Consider the following 19,393-nt stretch of genomic DNA (forward strand, 5'->3'; position numbering starts at 1 on the left):
ATTTAATTATACATCAAATTATATAAGATGGCAGCAATTAAACCAGCTGAAGTATCAGCAATTTTAAAGGAACAATTAACAAATTTCGAAGCGAAAGCTACGTTAAACGAAGTTGGAACTGTATTACAAGTGGGTGATGGTATTGCTCGTGTATACGGTTTATCAAATGTTCAATATGGTGAATTAGTAGATTTTGGTAACGGTTTAGAAGGAATCGTACTAAACTTAGAGGAAGACAATGTTGGTGTGGTATTATTAGGATCATCGACAGGAGTAAGTGAAGGATCTACAGTAAAACGTACAGAAAGAATTGCTTCTTTAAAAGTTGGAGAAGGAATTGTTGGACGTGTAGTAGATACGTTAGGTAACCCAATCGATGGTAAAGGACCAATCGAAGGTGAAACTTACGAGATGCCATTAGAGCGTAAAGCTCCTGGGGTAATCTACCGTCAACCAGTAACTGAACCATTACAAACAGGTGTTAAGTCTGTAGATGCAATGATTCCTATTGGACGTGGACAACGTGAGTTAATCATTGGAGACCGTCAAACTGGTAAATCAACAGTTGCCATTGATACTATCTTAAATCAAAAGGAGTTTTACGATGCAGGTGAGCCAGTTTACTGTATTTATGTTGCAGTAGGACAAAAAGGTTCTACCGTTGCTGCAATCGCAAACATGTTAGAAGAAAAAGGAGCTTTAGCTTATACTACTATTGTAGCTGCTAACGCATCTGACCCTGCACCAATGCAGGTATATGCTCCATTCGCAGGAGCTGCAATCGGAGAATATTTCCGTGATACTGGTAGACCAGCTTTAATTGTTTATGATGATTTATCTAAGCAAGCAGTTGCTTACCGTGAGGTATCTTTATTATTACGTCGTCCACCAGGACGTGAGGCGTATCCTGGAGACGTTTTCTACTTACACTCTAGATTATTAGAGCGTGCTGCAAAAGTAATTAATGATGATGCTATTGCTGCTGAAATGAACGACTTACCAGAATCGTTAAAAGGTAAAGTAAAAGGTGGTGGTTCTTTAACTGCATTACCAATTATTGAAACTCAAGCTGGAGACGTTTCTGCATATATTCCAACAAACGTAATTTCGATTACTGATGGACAGATTTTCTTAGAGTCTGATTTATTCAACTCAGGTGTGCGTCCTGCAATTAACGTAGGTATTTCTGTATCTCGTGTAGGAGGTTCTGCTCAGATTAAATCAATGAAAAAAGTATCTGGTACATTAAAATTAGACCAAGCTCAATACCGTGAATTAGAAGCATTCGCAAAGTTTGGTTCTGACTTAGATGCAGCTACTATGAACGTTATCTCTAAAGGTAAGCGTAACGTAGAGATCTTAAAGCAAAATCAAGGAGATCCTTTTACTGTTGAAGATCAAGTTGCAATTATCTATGCAGGTTCTAAAAACTTATTAAAAGATGTACCTGTAAACAAAGTAAAAGAATTCGAAGCTAACTATATCGAGTACTTAAACGCTAAGCACAGAGATACGTTAGACACTTTAAAAGCTGGGAAATTAACTGACGAAGCAGTAGCTGTATTAGAAGACGCTGCTAAGGAGATTTCAGCTAAGTATACAGCTTAATAAACAAGAAAAATAACTTCCCGCTTTCGGGCGGGAGCTTTTATAATTTTAAGTTCAAATTAGATGGCAAACTTAAAAGAAATACGTAACAGAATTACTTCAATTGGATCAACAATGCAGATTACCTCTGCCATGAAAATGGTATCGGCTGCTAAGTTGAAAAAAGCTCAAGATGCAATTACGGCAATGCGCCCATATTCATCTAAGCTTACTGAATTATTACAAAGCTTAAGCGCTACTTTAGACAGTGATGCCGGTGGAGTATACTCAACTCAAAGAGAAGTAAACAAAGTATTATTAGTAGTTGTAACTTCTAACAGAGGTTTATGTGGTGGTTTTAACTCTTCTATTGTGAAACAAACAGTTAAAACAATCAATGAAAAATACAATAATGCTACTGTTGAATTATTAACTATTGGTAAAAAAGGAAACGATATATTATCAAAAGAATACAATGTTATTGACAGCAGAAATGATGTTTTTGATAACTTAACTTTCGATAATGTTTCTGGTATTGCTGAACAGTTAATGGATTTATATGTTGATGGATCTTACGATAAAATCGAAGTTATTTATAACAGATTTAAGAACGCTGCAACTCAAATTCCTCAGGTAGAGCAATTCTTGCCTATTAAGCCTGTAGAAGCTGATGCAAACGTAAACTTAGACTATATCTTCGAACCATCGAAAGAAGAAATCGTTTTAGAATTAATTCCAAAGTCATTAAAAACTCAGTTATACAAGTCAGTACGTGATTCATTTGCTGCCGAACACGGTGCTCGTATGACTGCAATGCACAAAGCAACTGATAATGCTAAGGAATTACGTGACGATTTAAAGTTAACTTATAACAAAGCACGTCAAGCTGCAATTACAGGAGAAATCTTAGAGATTGTAGGTGGTGCTGAAGCATTAAACAACTAGACTTTTAATTAAATAAAGGTCACATAATATAAAAAACGAACCATAATGGTTCGTTTTTTTTTGAAACTAAAAACGCTATGAAACACACATTTATTATTGTAGTTATACTATATTCAACTTCTTTATTTTCTCAATCTCAAGAAGCTAATTATGCTACTGAAAATGAAGTTAAATTACCTGAAATTAAATCTATCAATGAAATAAAGGACGTTCCTTTTAAAATAATAGAGGAGGTTCCTGTACATCCCAAATGCAAAAGGTTCAAAACAAATTCAGAAAAGAAAAAATGTCTTAATATCATGATGATAAAGCATGTTCAAAGACATTTTAATCATAAAATGATAAGTTGTTTAGAAACCAAACTTGTCTATGATGAAGCTACTCAGAAAGAGGAACTTAGATGTGTTAGTTTAAAACCAGGAAAAAAAAGAATTTATGTTCAGTTTAAAATTGACATCACAGGGAAAATAATAGACATTCATGTTAGGGCTCCTCACCCTAAGTTAGAACAAGAAGCTATTAGAGTTGTGAAAAAACTACCAAAAATGAAACCCGGTAAGCAAAAAGGCAAACCTGTAAGAGTAGGTTATACCCTACCTATTACATTTAATGTAGAATAAAATCTTCAAACTCGTTAAATCTCCTTTTAGTTTTTTAACGAGTTTTTTAATTTTATAATAGTCGTTTTAATTGATAAGGAATCAATACCACATAATTCTTGCAATTGGTGTATCGTTCCATGATGAATAAAATCATCCGGCATACCCAATACTTTAATTGTTCCTTTGTAATCTGCCTCTGCGGCGTATTCTAAAACAGCAGATCCAAAACCTCCTTTAACAGTTCCATCTTCAACGGTAACAATAGTTTTGAATTTCTCAAAAATTGTATTTAGTAATGCCTTGTCTAAAGGTTTCACAAAACGCATATCATAATGCGCAACCGAATCCTTGTTATTTAAATTTTCTATAGCCTCTGAAACATTATTAGCAATCGTTCCAACTGATAGTACCGCAAGATCCTCTCCTTCTTTTAAACAAGCTCCCTTTCCTATATCTATTTTAGTAAACGGTAATTCCCAAGTTTCTAATTGTCCTTTTCCTCTCGGGTATCGAATTGCAATAGGATGTTCTAACCCAAACTGGGCAGTATACATTATATTCCGTAACTCAATTTCGTTACGTGGTGCAAACACAATTAAATTAGGTATGCAACGTAAATATGCCAAGTCAAATACTCCGTGATGAGTGGCTCCATCCTCCCCTACTAATCCAGCTCTATCCAAGCAGAAAATTACTGGTAAGTTTTGCAATGCCACATCATGTATTACCTGATCATATGCTCTTTGCAAGAACGTTGAATATATATTACAAAATGGAACTAATCCTTCTGCTGCCATACCTGCAGCTAAAGTAACTGCATGTTGCTCGGCAATACCCACATCAAAAGTACGCTCAGGAAACTTCTCTAACATAAATTTTAAAGAACTTCCAGTAAGCATAGCGGGTGTAATTCCAACAACCCTTTTATTATGCTCTGCTAATGCTACAATAGTTTTTCCAAAAACATCTTGAAACTTAGTAAACTTACTTTCTTCCTTTGGCAAAACATCTCCTGAAATTTTATCAAACTTCCCTGGAGCATGATATTTTACCTGATCCTGTTCCGCCTGCTTCAGTCCTTTTCCTTTGGTAGTTATTACATGTAAAAACTTTGGACCTTCAATTTGTTTTAATCGATGCAACTCAGCTATCAACTCTTCTAAATTATGTCCATCAATCGGACCAGAATAATCAAAATTTAAAGCCTCAAAAATATTATGTTGCTCTACATCATTACGAAAAGATTTCATGCGGGTTAAATAGTCTTTTAGCGCTCCCACGGACGGATCTATCCCTATAGCATTATCATTTAAAATAACCAATAGGTTTGCATTCGTATCTCCAGCATGATTTAACGCTTCAAAGGCCATTCCACTTGCAATAGAAGCATCTCCTATTACCGCTACATGATGTTTCGCCTCTCCTTTCAATTGTGAAGCTATTGCCATACCTAAAGCTGCCGAAATAGACGTAGAAGAGTGTCCCACTCCAAAAGTATCATACTCACTTTCACTTCGCTTCGGAAAACCAGAAATTCCTCCTAATTGACGATTGGTATGAAAAATATCTTTTCTTCCAGTTAAAATTTTATGCCCATAAGCTTGATGTCCTACATCCCAAACCAATAAATCTTCAGGCGTATCAAAAACATAATGCAACGCTATTGTTAATTCAACAACACCTAAACTTGCCCCTAAATGACCTTCTTTGGCAGCCACAACATCAATAATAAACCCTCTTAACTCCTTTGCCAATAAGGGTAATTCAGTTATAGAGATGTCTCGAACATCTTTCGGAAACTTAATATTTTCTAACAGCTTATTTTGCATAAAACAAAAGTACAAAAAGCTTTGTACTGGCATTTAATTAGTATAAAAACTTTGTAGTTTTGCAGTATGAGTAAATTGTATATCGTACCAACCCCAATTGGAAACTTAGAAGACATCACTTTTCGTGCTTTAACTGTTTTAAAAGAAGTAGATTATATTCTAGCAGAAGACACTCGTACCAGTGGAAAACTTTTAAAACATTTTGATATTACCACTCCTATGCAATCGCATCATATGCACAATGAGCATAAAACAGTAGATACTGTGATTAAACGACTGCAAAGTGGTGAAACGTTTGCTTTGATTTCTGACGCAGGTACTCCAGCAATTTCAGACCCAGGTTTTTTACTTACACGTGCTTGTATTCAAAACGATATTGATGTAGAATGTTTACCTGGTGCAACCGCCTTTGTTCCTGCTCTGGTTAACTCAGGTTTACCAAACGATAAATTTGTTTTTGAAGGTTTTTTACCCGTAAAAAAGGGACGACAAACTCGTTTAAAATTACTAGCCGAAGAATCTCGTACCATGATTTTTTATGAGAGTCCACATAAATTGCTAAAAACATTAACGCATTTTGCTGAATATTTTGGGGAGGACAGGTTGATTTCTGTTTCTAGAGAATTAACCAAATTATTTGAAGAAACCAAACGAGGAAGTGTAAAAGAAGTGCTATCATATTATACTAAAAAGCCTGCTAAAGGTGAGATTGTAATTGTTGTTGAAGGAAAAAAATAACTTTCTAAACTTTACTTAATTTATATTCTGGATATTGTTTTTCTAAAAGTTCTTCTGATCTATTTGGAATCACTACCATGGTAATATATCCAATAATGACTGCCAAGCTTGTAGCTAGCGCAACGAATATTTTTCCATAGACAGTTATATCTGTTGTTTGCTCGGGAGCAATAAAATATAACAAATAATAGCTAAAAAAAGCGACGTTTCCATATCCTTGAGAAATAATAATATCTTCAAACATCCATCGTTTTCCAGTAACTTCTATCTTTTTATTGTACTTTCTTTTTTTAAGATACATCATAAAAATCTCAACGGCAAAAACAACTAAGTAGACTGCTGTAAAAACGTAATAAGCAAAGGAAAAATCAAGTAACAAAAAGAATATATAAAATATACCAATCGTTAAAATCAACTTAGGTAATTGAAACCATTCTTGTACAAAAGAAAATATCAATTTAAAATATTGTTTTCCCATTTGCTTTTGCTTTTCTTCCACCACATTCATAAAACCAAAAACACCAAATTTTTTAAAAGAGGCATCCCTTGCTTGCTCAAAAGTTAAGTTTGGTTGATTTTCTAAAATTTGCTCAATATCATTTGCTAAATGATCTACCAACTCTGTTTGTACATCATAATGCTCAACATAATGCTGGCGTGTAAACCTGTATAGTTGTTCAATATGTTGCTCTGTAAATTCCATAGCTATTAAATAAATGTTTTATAATAGATTTTAATAACTTCTTTTCTATTCAAATAACTTTTGTAGATTAAAAAATTAAGCACCAGTATCATTACTAATTTATAGAGACCATAAACTGTATAATTTTCATCAATAAAAGGAATTGGTAATATTGGAAAATACATAGCAATTATATACCCACCTATTAACATACTTGTATACGCTTGAATCAATCTCACATTTCCAAAATTCTTTCTAAGTCTTCGAAACAATATTCCCATATAACAATAGCTCGCCATAAAACCAATAAATACCAAATTAGTAACTAGCTTTAGATTAACTTTTTCAGTAACAAAAATTACAGCAAAAAACACTGATATATACAATAGATTTATTGGATATATCGTCTCTCTTAAAACATCTACAATGATCTTTTTAGTATTAGACCAAAAGCTCCTTTTTACTTGTTTTCGATAACTCTTAAGAAATTGCGCTTTTTTACTCAACATAAATTTTACAAAAGGAGTTTGAAACCCCTTATATTCAAAAAACACGTCAACATCATTCACGTTCTCTTCAATTTCTGTAGCAATATGATCTACCATTTCTAGTCGAATATCTACATACTCCACTCCTATTTCTTCTAAAAAAGAATCTATTCTTTTTATTTGTTCTTTAGATAATTCCATAGCCAATTAAATTATTCTAATCCAAATTGCGGATTTACTAATTGCTGCATTGTTTTTAAAAACTCCTGCATTTCCGCCAATCTATGTACCGTTTCAGTAGTTCCTTGCTCTGTAAGCTTATAATACTTACGTAATCGGTTTCCTACTTTAGCCACCTCAACATCTAACAACCCCTCTGCTTCAAGCTTATGTAATGCCGGATACAAAGCACCTTCGGTAATTTGTAATTCTCCTTTTGTTAACTCCTTTACTTTTTGCGTAATCTCATAGCCATACATTTTATCATTTTGAGCTAGTAACTTCAATATAATTGTTTGTAATGACCCTTTATATAATTTCTGATTTCCCATATACTTTAAAACTTATACATAAAAAACTTAGGTATACAAATATACATAATTTTCTTATACATAAAAATCTTAGGTATAATTTTATAGAAACTCTAACTTCTGTTCGTAAGGAGTTTGTTATTTTTGCCCAACAAAACTGACTACATGAGTACTTTTTATAAACTATCTATACAGCAAATAATTAAAGAAACAAAAGATGCTGTTTCTATACTTTTTAATATCCCTTCGGATTTAAAAGACTCCTTTAAATTTGTTGCAGGACAGTATATCACTATTAAAACAACAATTAATAACGAAGAAGTTCGTAGAGCATACTCTATTTGCGCTTCTCCAAATAGCGGTGAATTAAAAGTAGCTGTAAAAGCTGTTGAAAATGGAAAATTTTCTGTGTATGCTACTTCTCAATTAAAAGAAGGAGACGAATTAGAGGTATCAACACCAGAAGGAAAGTTTACTTTAGAGGCTAATGATGGTAAAAATTATCTTGGTTTTGCTGCAGGTAGTGGAATTACACCGGTAATATCTATGGTAAAAACAGTTTTAGAAAACTCTTCTTCAACTTTTACTTTAGTATATGGTAATAAATCTACTGAGGACACTATTTTTTATAATGAATTGAATAGTTTAAAAGCAACGTATTCTGAGCGTTTAAAACTACATTATGTTTTTAGTAGAGAACGTAACGAAGAGGCTTTATCTGGGAGAATAGACAAAGCACACACAAATTATTTTGTGAAAAATATATATAAAGATATTTCTTTTGATGCTGCTTTTTTATGCGGGCCAGAAGAAATGATTAATAGTGTTTCAGAGACCTTACAAGAAAATAGTTTAAACAAAGATAACATTCACTTTGAATTATTTACCGCTTCTACTTCTGAAGAGAACACAGAGGCTATTAAAGATGGAGAAAGTGAAATAACTGTTTTGTTAGACGATGAAGAAACTACATTTTCTATGAAACAAACAGACACGCTTTTAGCGGCAAGTTTGCGTAATAAACTAGATGCTCCATATTCTTGTCAAGGAGGTGTTTGTAGCAGTTGTATTGCTAAGGTTACGGAAGGAAAAGCTGTAATGACTAAAAACTCTATTTTAACCGATGATGAGTTAGAAGAAGGCTTAGTATTAACCTGTCAAGCACATCCAACCACAGCAAAAATTGTACTTGATTTTGATGATGTTTAAAAACTAAAAAAAATGGATATTTCTCAATTTAAAAACCCTTATTTCATTGGTTTTTTTATGGCCTTTATGATTGGCCCTGTTTTTTTTATGCTTTTAAAAACAAGTATTTTAAAAGGAGCTAGAGCGGCTCTTGCCTTTGATTTTGGAGTTATATGTGGAGATATTTCTTTCATACTTATCGCTTACTATGGAAGTAGAACTTTGTTAGAGAAAATAAAAGATGATCCTCGTTTATTTTTTGTTGGGGGTTTAATCCTTGTAGTTTATGGAGTTATTACCTATCTAGATAAAAGTAACAAAAAAGAAGTAGATGAAACAGAAGTTGATGTTCCTAGGGCTAATAACTACTTCAAGCTTTTTTTAAACGGCTTTTTATTAAATTTCATTAATATAGGTGTTTTAGCGGGGTGGCTAGGAATTATGGTTGTTATTGGACCTTCTTTAGACATGGATCCTAATAATATTTTTTGGTTTTTTGTAAAAGTTATGATAGGTTATGGTCTTACTGACTTAGCTAAAATTTTACTTGCCAAACAACTCAAAAAGAAAATGACCCCTCTAGTTATTTATCGTATTAAAAGAGCGATGGGAGTTTTACTTATTATTTTTGGAGCCTTTTTAATGCTACAAGCCATTATTCCTCTAGAAGAAATAATGGATAAAGTATAATAAACATGAATTAATTCAATTTTTTAGAACCCTAAAATAAGCTGCGCGATTAGAAAATAGATTAATATTCCGAAGATATCGTTACTGGTAGTAATAAAAGGTCCTGTAGCAATTGCTGGATCTATTCCTCTTTTATGTAAAAATAACGGTACAAAAGTACCTATTAAACCTGCTACCACAATAACCACTACTAATGATATCGAAATAGCTAAGGCTTTCATCATTTCTTGTTCGTATACAAATACAAAAAGAAATAAGAAAATTGCTAAAACCACTCCGTTTAATAAAGCTAATAACATTTCTTTTATCAAACGGTTCTTCATACTTCCTTTTACCTCATCATTGGCCAAACCTTGTACAATAATTGCCGATGATTGTACTCCAACATTTCCTGCCATTGCAGCAATTAATGGAGTAAAGAAAAATAGCACCGCATTTTCCTTAAAAGTATGTTCAAAATTACCCATAATTAAGAAAGCTCCGATTCCTCCTAAAAGTCCTAAGAACAACCATGGTAATCTTGCTTTGGTCAAATCTAAAATACTATCTTCAGAATCTACATCCTGCGTAATACCTGCCGCTAATTGATAATCTTTTTCCGCCTCTTCTTTGATTACATCTACAATATCATCAATGGTAATTCTACCTACCAAAACACCTAGTTCATCAATAACAGGAATAGCTTCCAAATCATATTTACGCATCACATTGGCAACTTCCTCTGCAGACTCGTGTACATTTACAAAATCTACTCTAGGAATGTATACATCTGCAATTTTAGACCTAGTAGACGCCATTAACAAATCCTTTAATGACAACCTTCCTTTTAGCTTTCCATCATCGTCAACTACATAAATAGAATGTACTCTTGTAACTTCTTCTGCCTGAACACGCATTTCTTTTACACAAGTTAACACATTCCAGTTCTCATTTACTTTCACCATTTCCTTTGCCATCAAACCTCCAGCAGAATCCTCATCATAACGTAAAAGCTCAACAATTTCTTTGGCGTGTTCCTTATCTTCAATCTTCTGCATTACCTCCTGCTTACGATCTTCAGGAAGTTCTGCAATTACATCAGCTGCATCATCGGTATCTAATTCTTCTATCTCCTCTGCAATCTCCTTGTCGGTAAGTTGCGAAAGAATCTTTTCACGAACATCTTCATCAACATCCATTAATACTTCTGAAGTAGTTTCAGAATCTAACAAACGAATGATATATACAGCATCATCAAACGATAATTCGTCTAATACTTCTGCTATATCAGCATGGTGCACATCTATAAACATTTCAGAAAGCGCAGTGTCTTTCTTATTTTGAATAAGTTCTTGTACGTTACCTAAAAGTTTTTTAGTGATTTCTAATGCCATCGTTTGCGATTTTTGATGTCAATTCAATAAAACGTTCTACCGACAATTGCTCGGGACGCATCGCAAATATAGGGTCTTCTTTTAAGCTATCCGAAAGTTTAAAGGATTTTAAACTGCTTCGTAACATTTTTCTTCGTTGATTAAATGCTGTTTTTACTACTCTAAAAAACAGTTTTTCATCAACTGGAAGTGTATAGTTTTCTTTTCTTATGAGTCTTATGACTCCTGAGTCTACTTTTGGTGGTGGGTTAAAAACTGTTGGAGGTACCGTAAATAAATATTCTGCATCGAAAAAGGCCTGCGTTAAAACTGATAAAATTCCATACGTTTTACTTCCTTCTTTTTCCGCAACTCTTTGCGCCACTTCTTTTTGAAACATTCCTGAAAACTCAGGAACTAAATGTCGATTTTCAATAGCTTTAAAAACTATTTGAGAGGAAATATTATAAGGAAAATTACCAATAATAGCTACTTGTTCACCTTTAAAAACAGTTGACAAATCTTGTTTCAAAAAATCTCCTTCAATAATATTGAAATTATCTTTTGAAGTATCTAGTTTAATGTGTTCTACAGGAAAGGTTTCTTGCAAATACGTTACAGATTCAGAATCAAGTTCCATAACCGTTACTTTTGGAGATTTTTCCAATAAGTATTTAGTCAACACTCCCATTCCTGGTCCTATTTCTAATACATTATCATACCCTTTTTCTGTTAATGAGTCTGCAATTTTTTTTGCAATATTCTCGTCTTTTAAAAAGTGCTGTCCTAAATGTTTCTTTGCTCTTACAGTCATATTTTTAGATTCAAGAGTAAAAGAAAAAAGAAACAAGACAGCTGCTCTTTGCTCTAGCTTCTTGTCTCTCGCTTCTAAAAATTAATTACTACTAACTACTGGGTAAAACTCATTGATGACTTTTAATTCTGTACGAAAGGCTAACATCTTATCGGCAAATTTTTTCATACCGTCAGTACGCAACCTTTCTGCATCATGCTTATAATAATCATCTAAGTCTTCTCTAGTTTTTGCAGTATATTGAATTGAGTACGTCACGCCTCCCATTTCTTCTTGTACCAAAACCTGAGTCATCTTCGCACTTACAAATCTTCCTGTAGCCAATACTTCAGGAATATGTTTTTCTATCCACACTAACCATTCTGCATGGATACTCTCATCTATATTTATTGTAACGTTGTATATATACATTGCTTCTAATTTGGGAATTTTGGAAATTTAAAAAATAGCTTTATTGCTATAATATCAAATTTCAAATTAATTCATTAAATATTGTCTCCTCTTAATTTTCTAAACTTCTTTCTTGCATCTACTAAGTAAATACTATTTGGGTGGTCAAAAATAATCTTTTGATAGTATTCTTTGGCCTTTTCTACGTCATTTAATTCATTATTGTATAATTCGGCCATATGATAGTATACATCATCTATTAAAATACCTTCAGCATCCATTTCTAAAATCTTAGCATAATTCAATATTGCCTCGTCATACTTCTTTAATTCAATATATATTTTTGCTTGTTTAAACAGTGCTTCGTCTTCAATAGGCTGCCCCTTAAAATTGGTAATTACATCTTTCAATAATGCAACGGCCTCATTATTCTTACTTTGATATGCCAATAAACTTGCTTTTGCATATTCTTTTAATCCGGAAGGAATACTATCTTTTGGCTCATTATCAGAAATGGTTAAAAACAAATCAGCTGCATCATTTGCTATCAATTGACTTGCTGATCCTTTCAGCACTTTTAATTGCGCTTTTGCCCATTTAAAATCATTCTTGAAATACGATGCTTGTGCTACTTTAAAACGTGCCTGCTGTGCTAAAAAATGATTTTTAAACTGCGTTTGCACCTGCGAATAGTAAATAAGTGCTTTATTAAACTTCTCTGTAAACACTAAAACATCTCCTAATTTTAGCTTTAGAGTAGCTCTAGTAAATTTAGAATTTGCATGCTTCTTTGCTTCTTCTAAAACTTTGATTGCCTTTTCCGGGTTTCCCTTGTGAAACGTTAAATAATCAGCATAAGCTATTTGTGTTCTAAATGTATTCCTGCTAATTCCATATTCATTAAAAACTGATTGAAATCGTTCTTCTATGTTGGATTGCTTAGTTTCAATTGCTATTTTTAACTTATAATTTATAGCTATAAACTTATCAGTTGGATAGTTTGTTTTCTCTATAACTAAGTCAAAACAAGCTTCTGCCGTCTCATAATCTTTATTCTCCAGCGCTATTTTTCCTAAATCATTAATAGCTGCTAATTTATCAGGATCTCTAGCAAGCAATGCCTTTTTCTGAATGAAAGCTTTATTATATTCTTTTTGACGTACAAATAACCATGCTAATAAATCGTTCCAAATATCTTTTGGATTGCTTATTGATTTTTTTAAAAGTGCTTTCTTAAATAAAACATTGTTTTCATTTTCAGCATCATCATTGATATACCTGGCCGTATATCTTTTAACGTTATTCAAATAGTTCTTATTCTTATCTACCAAATCTACATAGGAGACAAACATTTTATTAAAATCACCTTTTTCTCCATAAATCTGGGCCAATTGAAAACCATAATTAGCATTCGGGTTATTTGCCATTACCTTTTCATAAGCTTCAATGGCATAATCTAATTTTGTATAATTCTTAAACAACCCTGCTACAATACTTCCGTATCCGTTTTTTTTATCAAGTGATTTTAATGCTTTTTGATAACTCTCTTCGGCCGCTTCCTTTTTCTGCTGACGTTCATATGTATTACCAAGAATCACATATAAAAAAGTTAGTTTAGGTTGTCTTTCTAATTTTGTTAGCAATAAGTTTTCAGCAGCACCATATTGCTCCGTTTCTTGAAAACATGTAATCAACCTTCTTAAATAGGTTGTATTAAACGGACTTTTATCATACAATGATTTATAGAGCGATAATGCTTTATTGTATTCATTATTTCTAAAATAATTTTCTGCAATAATGAAATCATTTTGTTGCGCCCAAACAAGCGAACTCATTGTCAATAATATAAACAGGAAGTACTTCTTCATATAACAAATTTATGAAATCAAAACTTAGTTCTTTGAGCTTAACTCAATTTTTACATTTCATTTTTAAAAAGTAGGGAAAACAACTATCTAATTGTTAATTATTTACTAAAACAAATACTTTTAATTCCAAGTTTGTAACATTTTGGCACGAACTTTGTCTATTTAATAACATAACTAAACAACAGGTACTATGAAGAACTTAACTAAACAATATGAAACGGCAAAAAACAATGCTAACGAGTTTATGAAGAAAGGTCAAATATCTCAATATTTTGAAGCGTTGTTAGAAATGAACAAATACAAGAAATTAATGGTTGCAGTAGTAGCCAACTAACAAGTATATATTTATTTTTAGGGGAATAAATGAAAAATCCCAAGAATTGTGTAATGCAATCTTGGGATTTTCAATTTTTATATTTTTTTACGATTCCTAGTCAATCATATCAAAACCACAATAAGGAACTAATACCTCTGGTATTTTAATTCCTTCTGGAGTTTGATAGTTTTCTAAAATTCCAGCTAATACTCTTGGTAAAGCTAAAGAACTTGCATTTAATGTATGCGCTAATTGACTCTTTCCTTCTTTATTTTTAAAACGTAATTTTAAACGATTTGCTTGAAAAGATTCTACATTTGATGCAGAACTAATTTCTAGCCAACGGTTTTGTGCTGTAGAATACACTTCAAAATCAAAAGTTAAAGTTGCTGTAAACCCTGTATCTCCACCGCACAAACGTAAAATACGATATGGTAATTTTAACTCACGTAAAATTCCTTTAATATGCTCTACAATATCATTTAATGCATTGTATGAGTTATCAGGATGTTCCACTCGAACCAACTCTACTTTGTCAAATTGATGCAAACGGTTTAAACCTCTTACATGCGCTCCATAACTTCCTGCCTCACGACGAAAACATGGTGTATATCCAGTATATGCCTTTGGTAAATCACTTTCTTGTAATAAATCACCTCTGTGCATATTTGTAATAGGCACTTCTGATGTTGGAATTAAATATAAATCATCTGCAGTAACATGGTACATTTGCCCTTCTTTATCTGGCAATTGTCCTGTACCTAAACCTGAAGCTTCATTAATTAAATGCGGAACTTGAACCTCTGTATACCCTGCTGCTGTATTCTTATCTAAAAAGTAACTAACTAATGCTCTTTGTAAACGTGCTCCTTTTCCTTTATAAATTGGAAAACCAGCTCCACTTACTTTAGCTCCTAATTCGAAATCAATAATATCATATTTCTTCGCTAACTCCCAGTGAGGTAATGCTTCTTCTCCTAAGTTTGGAACAATTCCTTCTTTAAAAATCTCTTCATTATCTTCCTCATTTTTTCCTGCAACTACAGATGCATGAGGAATGTTTGGAATTTGATACAATAAGTTTTGTAGCAAATCAGATGCTTCATTTAACTTTTCAGTAAGCTCTTTATCTTGAGCTTTTAACTGTCCTGTTTTTTCTTTTAACTCATTTGCTTTTTGTACCTCTCCAGATTTAAAAAGACCACCAATTTCCTTGGATATTTTGTTCGATTCAGCTTTTACATTATCTAATAAAACTTGTGTAGCTCTACGCGTTTCATCAGCAGTTAATACTTCTTCAATCATTGCTTCTGCATTAGCAAAATTTCTTTTTGCCAACCCTTCTAAAACAGTTTGTTTGTTTTCTCTAATAAACTGAACCTGTAACATCTTTTTAATTTTTAAGAAACGCAAAGATATAGCTTGTTACAGATTTAAGCAATCTTATTTATTGGTTTGTTTGAATATGCAAAATAGCGTCTTCTTTGTCTATTTTAAGTTGATTGATTAAAGAAGTAACCGAATCAAACTTTTGTTCTGCTCGTAAATAGTAAAGCAATTCAACGGTAAGTTCTTTTCCGTATAAATCACTATCAAAATCAAAAAAGTGTACCTCTATGGTTTGGTGTTCTCCATTAACGGTAGGTCTATTACCAATATTCATCATTCCGTAGACCTCTTGATTGGCAATGGTAGATTTTACCACGTATACTCCTGTTTTTGGAATTAACTTGTACTGCTCTACTACATCAATATTTGCAGTGGGATATCCTATCTTACCTCCTAATTGTTTTCCATTAACAACCTTTCCCGTTAAGGAAAAATTATATCCTAAATACTTGTTTGCAGTTTTTAACTCTCCATTTGCTAAGGCTCTTCTAATTTTCGTAGAGCTTACAGAGACATCATCTATATCTTGAGCAGGAATTTCTTCAACCGTAAAATCATACATATGTGAATACTCGGTAAGTTGTTCTATATTCCCTTCTCTATTTTTTCCAAAATGGTGATCATACCCAATGATTAATTTATACGTATTTAGTTGGTTCACCAATACATCACGTACAAAATCTAAAGCCGTTAATCGAGAAAACTCCTTACTAAAAGGGTGAATTATTAAATAATCGAGTCCTAATTTTTCTAAGCGGGCTGCTCTTTCATTAATTGTATTAATCAATTCTATCGAAGCGTCTTTTTGAAGCACCATTCTTGGGTGTGGAAAGAAGGTTAATAACACCGACTTTTTACCTATTTTTTTTGCTTCAGCGACTAATTTTTCAATAATTTTTTGATGCCCAATATGTACCCCATCAAATGTTCCAATGGTTACAATCGTTTCTTCTTTTGGCTTGAAATCAAAAATTGAGTGGGTTATTTCCAATCGTACTAAATAATTTTTACAAAGGTACAATTATGCATAAAACTGTCTAAAAACTAATAGATTTTTCTTGTAAAATGTCAATTTTATAAAATATTAACCATAAAAATGATATTATCACAAAATCTGAATACTTATATTTTATAAATAAAAAAAAATTGTATTTTGCGCTTTAGTTAACAAATTAATTTACATTATGATTAAAAGACTATTACTTGTTGCATTTGTGCTGTTTAGCTCTGCTGCAATGGTTGCACAAACAACCATTTCGGGTACAGTTAAAGATGCAGCTCTAGGTGAAGGAATACCAGGAGCGAACATTAAAGTTTCAAGAAAGGCAGTGGGTACTACTACTGATTTTGATGGTAATTTTACCCTTACAGTAACAGATACTCCCCCTTTTACAGTTGAAATTTCTTCACTTGGGTATCAAACAAAAAGTGTTGAAATAACCCAAAATAACCAAGTTATTGAGGTTAATTTAACTGAAAATGCTACTTCTTTAGACGAGGTAGTTGTTTCTGCATCTAGAACTCCAGAACGTGTTATGGAATCTCCTGTAACAATTGAACGTTTTGATTCAAGAGCAATTAAAAACACAGCTTCTGCATCTTATTACGATGCTTTAGAAAACTTAAAAGGTGTTGATGTTAATTCTGGTGGATTAACATTTAAAACAGTTAACACTCGTGGTTTTGCTACGTTTGGTAACGAGCGTTTCGTACAGTTAGTAGACGGAATGGACAACGCATCTCCTGCATTAAACTTTGCAGTAGGAAATCTTTTAGGTGTTTCTGAATTAGATGTGAAAAGTGTAGAAATTTTACCAGGAGCCGCTTCGGCTTTATATGGTGCCAACGCATTTAACGGTATCATGTTAATGACTAGTAAAAACCCATTTGACGACCAAGGAATTAGTGTTAGTTTAAAAGGAGGTGTTACAAGTCAAGAAGCTGCTGGAGACAATGAGTTTTACGACTTAGGTATTCGTATGGCGCATGTTTTCGATGATAAATTTGCTGCTAAAGTTAGCTTAAGCTACTTAAAAGGTGAAGAATGGCATGCTACTGATAGAAGAAACACAAACGGTATCGGTAGAGGATATACAAATGACGGTGCTTTAAGCCACGCAGACAATCCAAACTATGATGGAGCGAATGTATATGGTGATGAGGTAACTTTTAACATGAGAGATGTTGCAAGAGGATTAATTGGTGCAGGAGTACTTCCTCCATCAGCTGCAGCATTTATCAATACACATATTCCTAATAGAAATATTAGTAGAACAGGATATGACGAAAGAGATTTAATGAACTACGATGCTAAAAGTGTTAAGTTTAATGGATCTTTACATTATCGCCCATTAGGGAATGATAGAGTAGAAATTATCTGGAATTCAAAATTTGGTACTGGTAATACTATCTACCAAGGACAAAACAGATATTTCTTAAAGAACTTCTTTATGGAACAACATAAATTAGAAGTTAGAGGTAAAAACTTCTTCGTAAGAGGTTATTATGCTGGTGAAGATGCTGGTGATTCTTATGATACTCGTTTTGCTGCGATTAACATCTTAAATGGATGGAAAGACCACCAAACATGGTTTGGACAATATGTTGGAACATTTTTCCAAGCAGTTGCTCAAAATGGTTTAAGCGAAGCTCAAGCGCACGTTTTAGCAAGACAAGTTGCTGAAACTGGTAGAGCAGAAGTTGGTTCTGCACAATACAATTCATTATTTAATAGTGTAATTGATAATCCAGATTTACAAAACGGTGCTAAGTTTAGAGATAACACTAGTTATTACCACGCTGATGCTAACTTAAACTTACGTGATTATATTGATTGGGCAGAAGTGCAAGTTGGAGGATCATTCCGTGAATACAACTTAAATTCTTTTGGAACAATTTATACTGACCGTGAAAGCCCAATTAGCTATAACGAATATGGTATATATACACAATTACAAAAGAAGATGATGGATGAGCGCTTAAAATTAACGGCTTCTGCTCGTTATGATAAGTCTCAAAACTTTAGCGGAAACTTCTCTCCAAGAGTATCTTTAGCATATGCTGCAGGAGAAACTAAGAACCATAACTTTAGAGCTTCTTTCCAAACAGGTTTCCGTAACCCAACTACTCAAGATCAATACATTGGTTTAGCAACAGGTGCAGGATTTATTCTTGGTACTGCTGAAGACAATTTAGATAGATTCTCTACTACAGTTAATGGATTTACAATTACGGGTAGAGATGTATTTACAAGAGGATATTCTGCAAATTCTATTGCATTAAACGCACCTCAACAAGTACAAACAGAATTAGTTAAACCAGAACAAGTAACTGCTTTTGAAGTTGGTTATCGTGGTGCTATTCCTGTAGGAGAAAACAAGTTATCTGTTGACTTCAGTACATACTACAACATGTATACTGACTTTATTGCAAACAAAGATGTTGTTGTATTAGTAAACCCTGCTGATGCGGCGTTAACTGGTCAAAATTTAATAGATGCTTTAAATAATAGATCTCTTACTTTCAGTACAAAAACAAACTCTGTTGCTGATGTAAATTCTTACGGTATTGGTTTAGGATTAAATACTAAAGTATTTAATGGATTTAACGTTGGATTAAACTATACTTGGTCTAAGTTTGATTTTGATCAATCTCAAGACCCTGACTTTGAGGCTGGGTTTAATACTCCAGAGCATAAAGTTAAGGCTCAATTTGGACACCCTAACTTATTCGAAAACTTCGGATTCAATGTTAGTGGACGTTGGCAAAATTCATTCTACTGGGAATCGACTTTCTTAGAAGGAAATGTTGAAGGTAGAACTGTAATTGATGCTCAAATAAACTATGCTGTTCCTTCAATTAAATCTGTGTTCAAGGTTGGTGGATCTAACTTAACTGGAGAAGAGTTTTTAAGTGCTCCTGGTGTAGGTGCTGTAGGATCTCAGTATTATATTTCTTGGACAATCAATAACTAAAAAATCGAAGA

The 19,393-nt window shown here is 33.0% G+C and carries 18 protein-coding genes; 8 read left to right on the forward strand and 10 right to left on the reverse strand.

The features are described from left to right. The first annotated feature begins 27 nt into the window (after positions 1–27). The 3 genes from atpA to Q0873_RS07140 all read left to right on the forward strand — a co-directional run bounded on the left by atpA (position 28) and on the right by Q0873_RS07140 (position 3,152). Complete coding sequence (gene atpA, locus Q0873_RS07130) at positions 28–1,608, forward strand: F0F1 ATP synthase subunit alpha (RefSeq protein WP_299105451.1); 1,581 nt, start codon at positions 28–30, stop codon at positions 1,606–1,608. A 63-nt stretch (positions 1,609–1,671) separates the two neighbouring features. After that, the gene (gene atpG / locus Q0873_RS07135) at positions 1,672–2,532 is read left to right on the forward strand and encodes an ATP synthase F1 subunit gamma (RefSeq protein ID WP_299105452.1); all 861 of its coding nucleotides are present in this window, start codon (positions 1,672–1,674) and stop codon (positions 2,530–2,532) included. A gap of 77 nt (positions 2,533–2,609) precedes the next feature. Next, positions 2,610–3,152 (forward strand): energy transducer TonB, encoded by a 543-nt coding sequence (locus Q0873_RS07140; RefSeq protein WP_299105453.1) that lies wholly within the window; start codon positions 2,610–2,612, stop codon positions 3,150–3,152. Between the two features lie 26 nt (positions 3,153–3,178). On the opposite strand, the gene dxs is transcribed toward Q0873_RS07140, so the two are convergent. After that, a complete protein-coding gene (gene dxs / locus Q0873_RS07145) occupies positions 3,179–4,963 on the reverse strand; it encodes a 1-deoxy-D-xylulose-5-phosphate synthase (protein WP_299105454.1) in 1,785 nt (594 codons plus the stop codon). A 66-nt stretch (positions 4,964–5,029) separates the two neighbouring features. Between dxs and rsmI the strand changes: the two genes are divergently transcribed. Beyond that, the gene (rsmI, locus tag Q0873_RS07150) at positions 5,030–5,701 is read left to right on the forward strand and encodes a 16S rRNA (cytidine(1402)-2'-O)-methyltransferase (RefSeq protein ID WP_299105456.1); all 672 of its coding nucleotides are present in this window, start codon (positions 5,030–5,032) and stop codon (positions 5,699–5,701) included. Positions 5,702–5,705: 4 nt separating this feature from the next. Here rsmI and Q0873_RS07155 read toward each other — a convergent pair whose 3' ends face one another. Genes Q0873_RS07155 through Q0873_RS07165 form a run of 3 tightly spaced genes read right to left on the reverse strand, consistent with a single transcriptional unit; the run spans position 5,706 to position 7,422 of the window. Continuing rightward, positions 5,706–6,404, reverse strand: coding sequence for a hypothetical protein (locus Q0873_RS07155; RefSeq protein WP_299105458.1), 699 nt, complete (start codon positions 6,402–6,404; stop codon positions 5,706–5,708). Between the two features lie 5 nt (positions 6,405–6,409). Further along, complete coding sequence (locus Q0873_RS07160) at positions 6,410–7,072, reverse strand: hypothetical protein (RefSeq protein ID WP_299105461.1); 663 nt, start codon at positions 7,070–7,072, stop codon at positions 6,410–6,412. An 11-nt stretch (positions 7,073–7,083) separates the two neighbouring features. Next, positions 7,084–7,422, reverse strand: a complete 339-nt coding sequence (locus tag Q0873_RS07165; protein ID WP_299105463.1) for a PadR family transcriptional regulator — start codon at positions 7,420–7,422, stop codon at positions 7,084–7,086. Between the two features lie 144 nt (positions 7,423–7,566). On the opposite strand from Q0873_RS07165, the gene Q0873_RS07170 reads away from it, so the two are divergent. Together Q0873_RS07170 and Q0873_RS07175 are read left to right on the forward strand one after the other, a co-directional pair. Continuing rightward, positions 7,567–8,610 (forward strand): ferredoxin--NADP reductase, encoded by a 1,044-nt coding sequence (locus tag Q0873_RS07170; protein WP_299105465.1) that lies wholly within the window; start codon positions 7,567–7,569, stop codon positions 8,608–8,610. A gap of 12 nt (positions 8,611–8,622) precedes the next feature. Then, the gene (locus tag Q0873_RS07175; protein WP_299105467.1) at positions 8,623–9,279 is read left to right on the forward strand and encodes a LysE family transporter; all 657 of its coding nucleotides are present in this window, start codon (positions 8,623–8,625) and stop codon (positions 9,277–9,279) included. A gap of 23 nt (positions 9,280–9,302) precedes the next feature. On the opposite strand, the gene mgtE is transcribed toward Q0873_RS07175, so the two are convergent. The 4 genes from mgtE to Q0873_RS07195 form a co-directional block, all read right to left on the reverse strand. Next, the gene (mgtE, locus tag Q0873_RS07180) at positions 9,303–10,652 is read right to left on the reverse strand and encodes a magnesium transporter (RefSeq protein ID WP_299105469.1); all 1,350 of its coding nucleotides are present in this window, start codon (positions 10,650–10,652) and stop codon (positions 9,303–9,305) included. After that, positions 10,633–11,445 carry a 16S rRNA (adenine(1518)-N(6)/adenine(1519)-N(6))-dimethyltransferase RsmA gene (gene rsmA, locus Q0873_RS07185; protein ID WP_299105470.1) on the reverse strand — a complete coding sequence of 271 codons (813 nt, stop codon included), beginning with the start codon at positions 11,443–11,445 and terminating at the stop codon, positions 10,633–10,635. Before rsmA ends, mgtE begins: the two co-directional genes overlap by 20 nt. 81 nt (positions 11,446–11,526) lie before the next feature. After that, positions 11,527–11,856, reverse strand: coding sequence for a DUF4286 family protein (locus Q0873_RS07190; RefSeq protein WP_299105471.1), 330 nt, complete (start codon positions 11,854–11,856; stop codon positions 11,527–11,529). 74 nt (positions 11,857–11,930) lie between these two features. Beyond that, positions 11,931–13,703, reverse strand: coding sequence for a tetratricopeptide repeat protein (locus Q0873_RS07195; RefSeq protein WP_299105473.1), 1,773 nt, complete (start codon positions 13,701–13,703; stop codon positions 11,931–11,933). 190 nt (positions 13,704–13,893) lie between these two features. Between Q0873_RS07195 and Q0873_RS07200 the strand changes: the two genes are divergently transcribed. Then, the gene (locus tag Q0873_RS07200) at positions 13,894–14,037 is read left to right on the forward strand and encodes a hypothetical protein (RefSeq protein WP_299105474.1); all 144 of its coding nucleotides are present in this window, start codon (positions 13,894–13,896) and stop codon (positions 14,035–14,037) included. Between the two features lie 96 nt (positions 14,038–14,133). On the opposite strand, the gene serS is transcribed toward Q0873_RS07200, so the two are convergent. After that, positions 14,134–15,408 (reverse strand): serine--tRNA ligase, encoded by a 1,275-nt coding sequence (gene serS / locus Q0873_RS07205; RefSeq protein WP_299105478.1) that lies wholly within the window; start codon positions 15,406–15,408, stop codon positions 14,134–14,136. Between the two features lie 58 nt (positions 15,409–15,466). After that, positions 15,467–16,399 (reverse strand): bifunctional riboflavin kinase/FAD synthetase, encoded by a 933-nt coding sequence (locus tag Q0873_RS07210; protein ID WP_299105480.1) that lies wholly within the window; start codon positions 16,397–16,399, stop codon positions 15,467–15,469. A gap of 193 nt (positions 16,400–16,592) precedes the next feature. Between Q0873_RS07210 and Q0873_RS07215 the strand changes: the two genes are divergently transcribed. Continuing rightward, positions 16,593–19,382 (forward strand): TonB-dependent receptor, encoded by a 2,790-nt coding sequence (locus Q0873_RS07215; protein WP_299105483.1) that lies wholly within the window; start codon positions 16,593–16,595, stop codon positions 19,380–19,382. The last annotated feature ends 11 nt before the right edge of the window (positions 19,383–19,393 follow it).

The organism is uncultured Tenacibaculum sp. (assembly GCF_947498805.1).
In the GTDB taxonomy this organism is placed as follows: domain Bacteria; phylum Bacteroidota; class Bacteroidia; order Flavobacteriales; family Flavobacteriaceae; genus Polaribacter.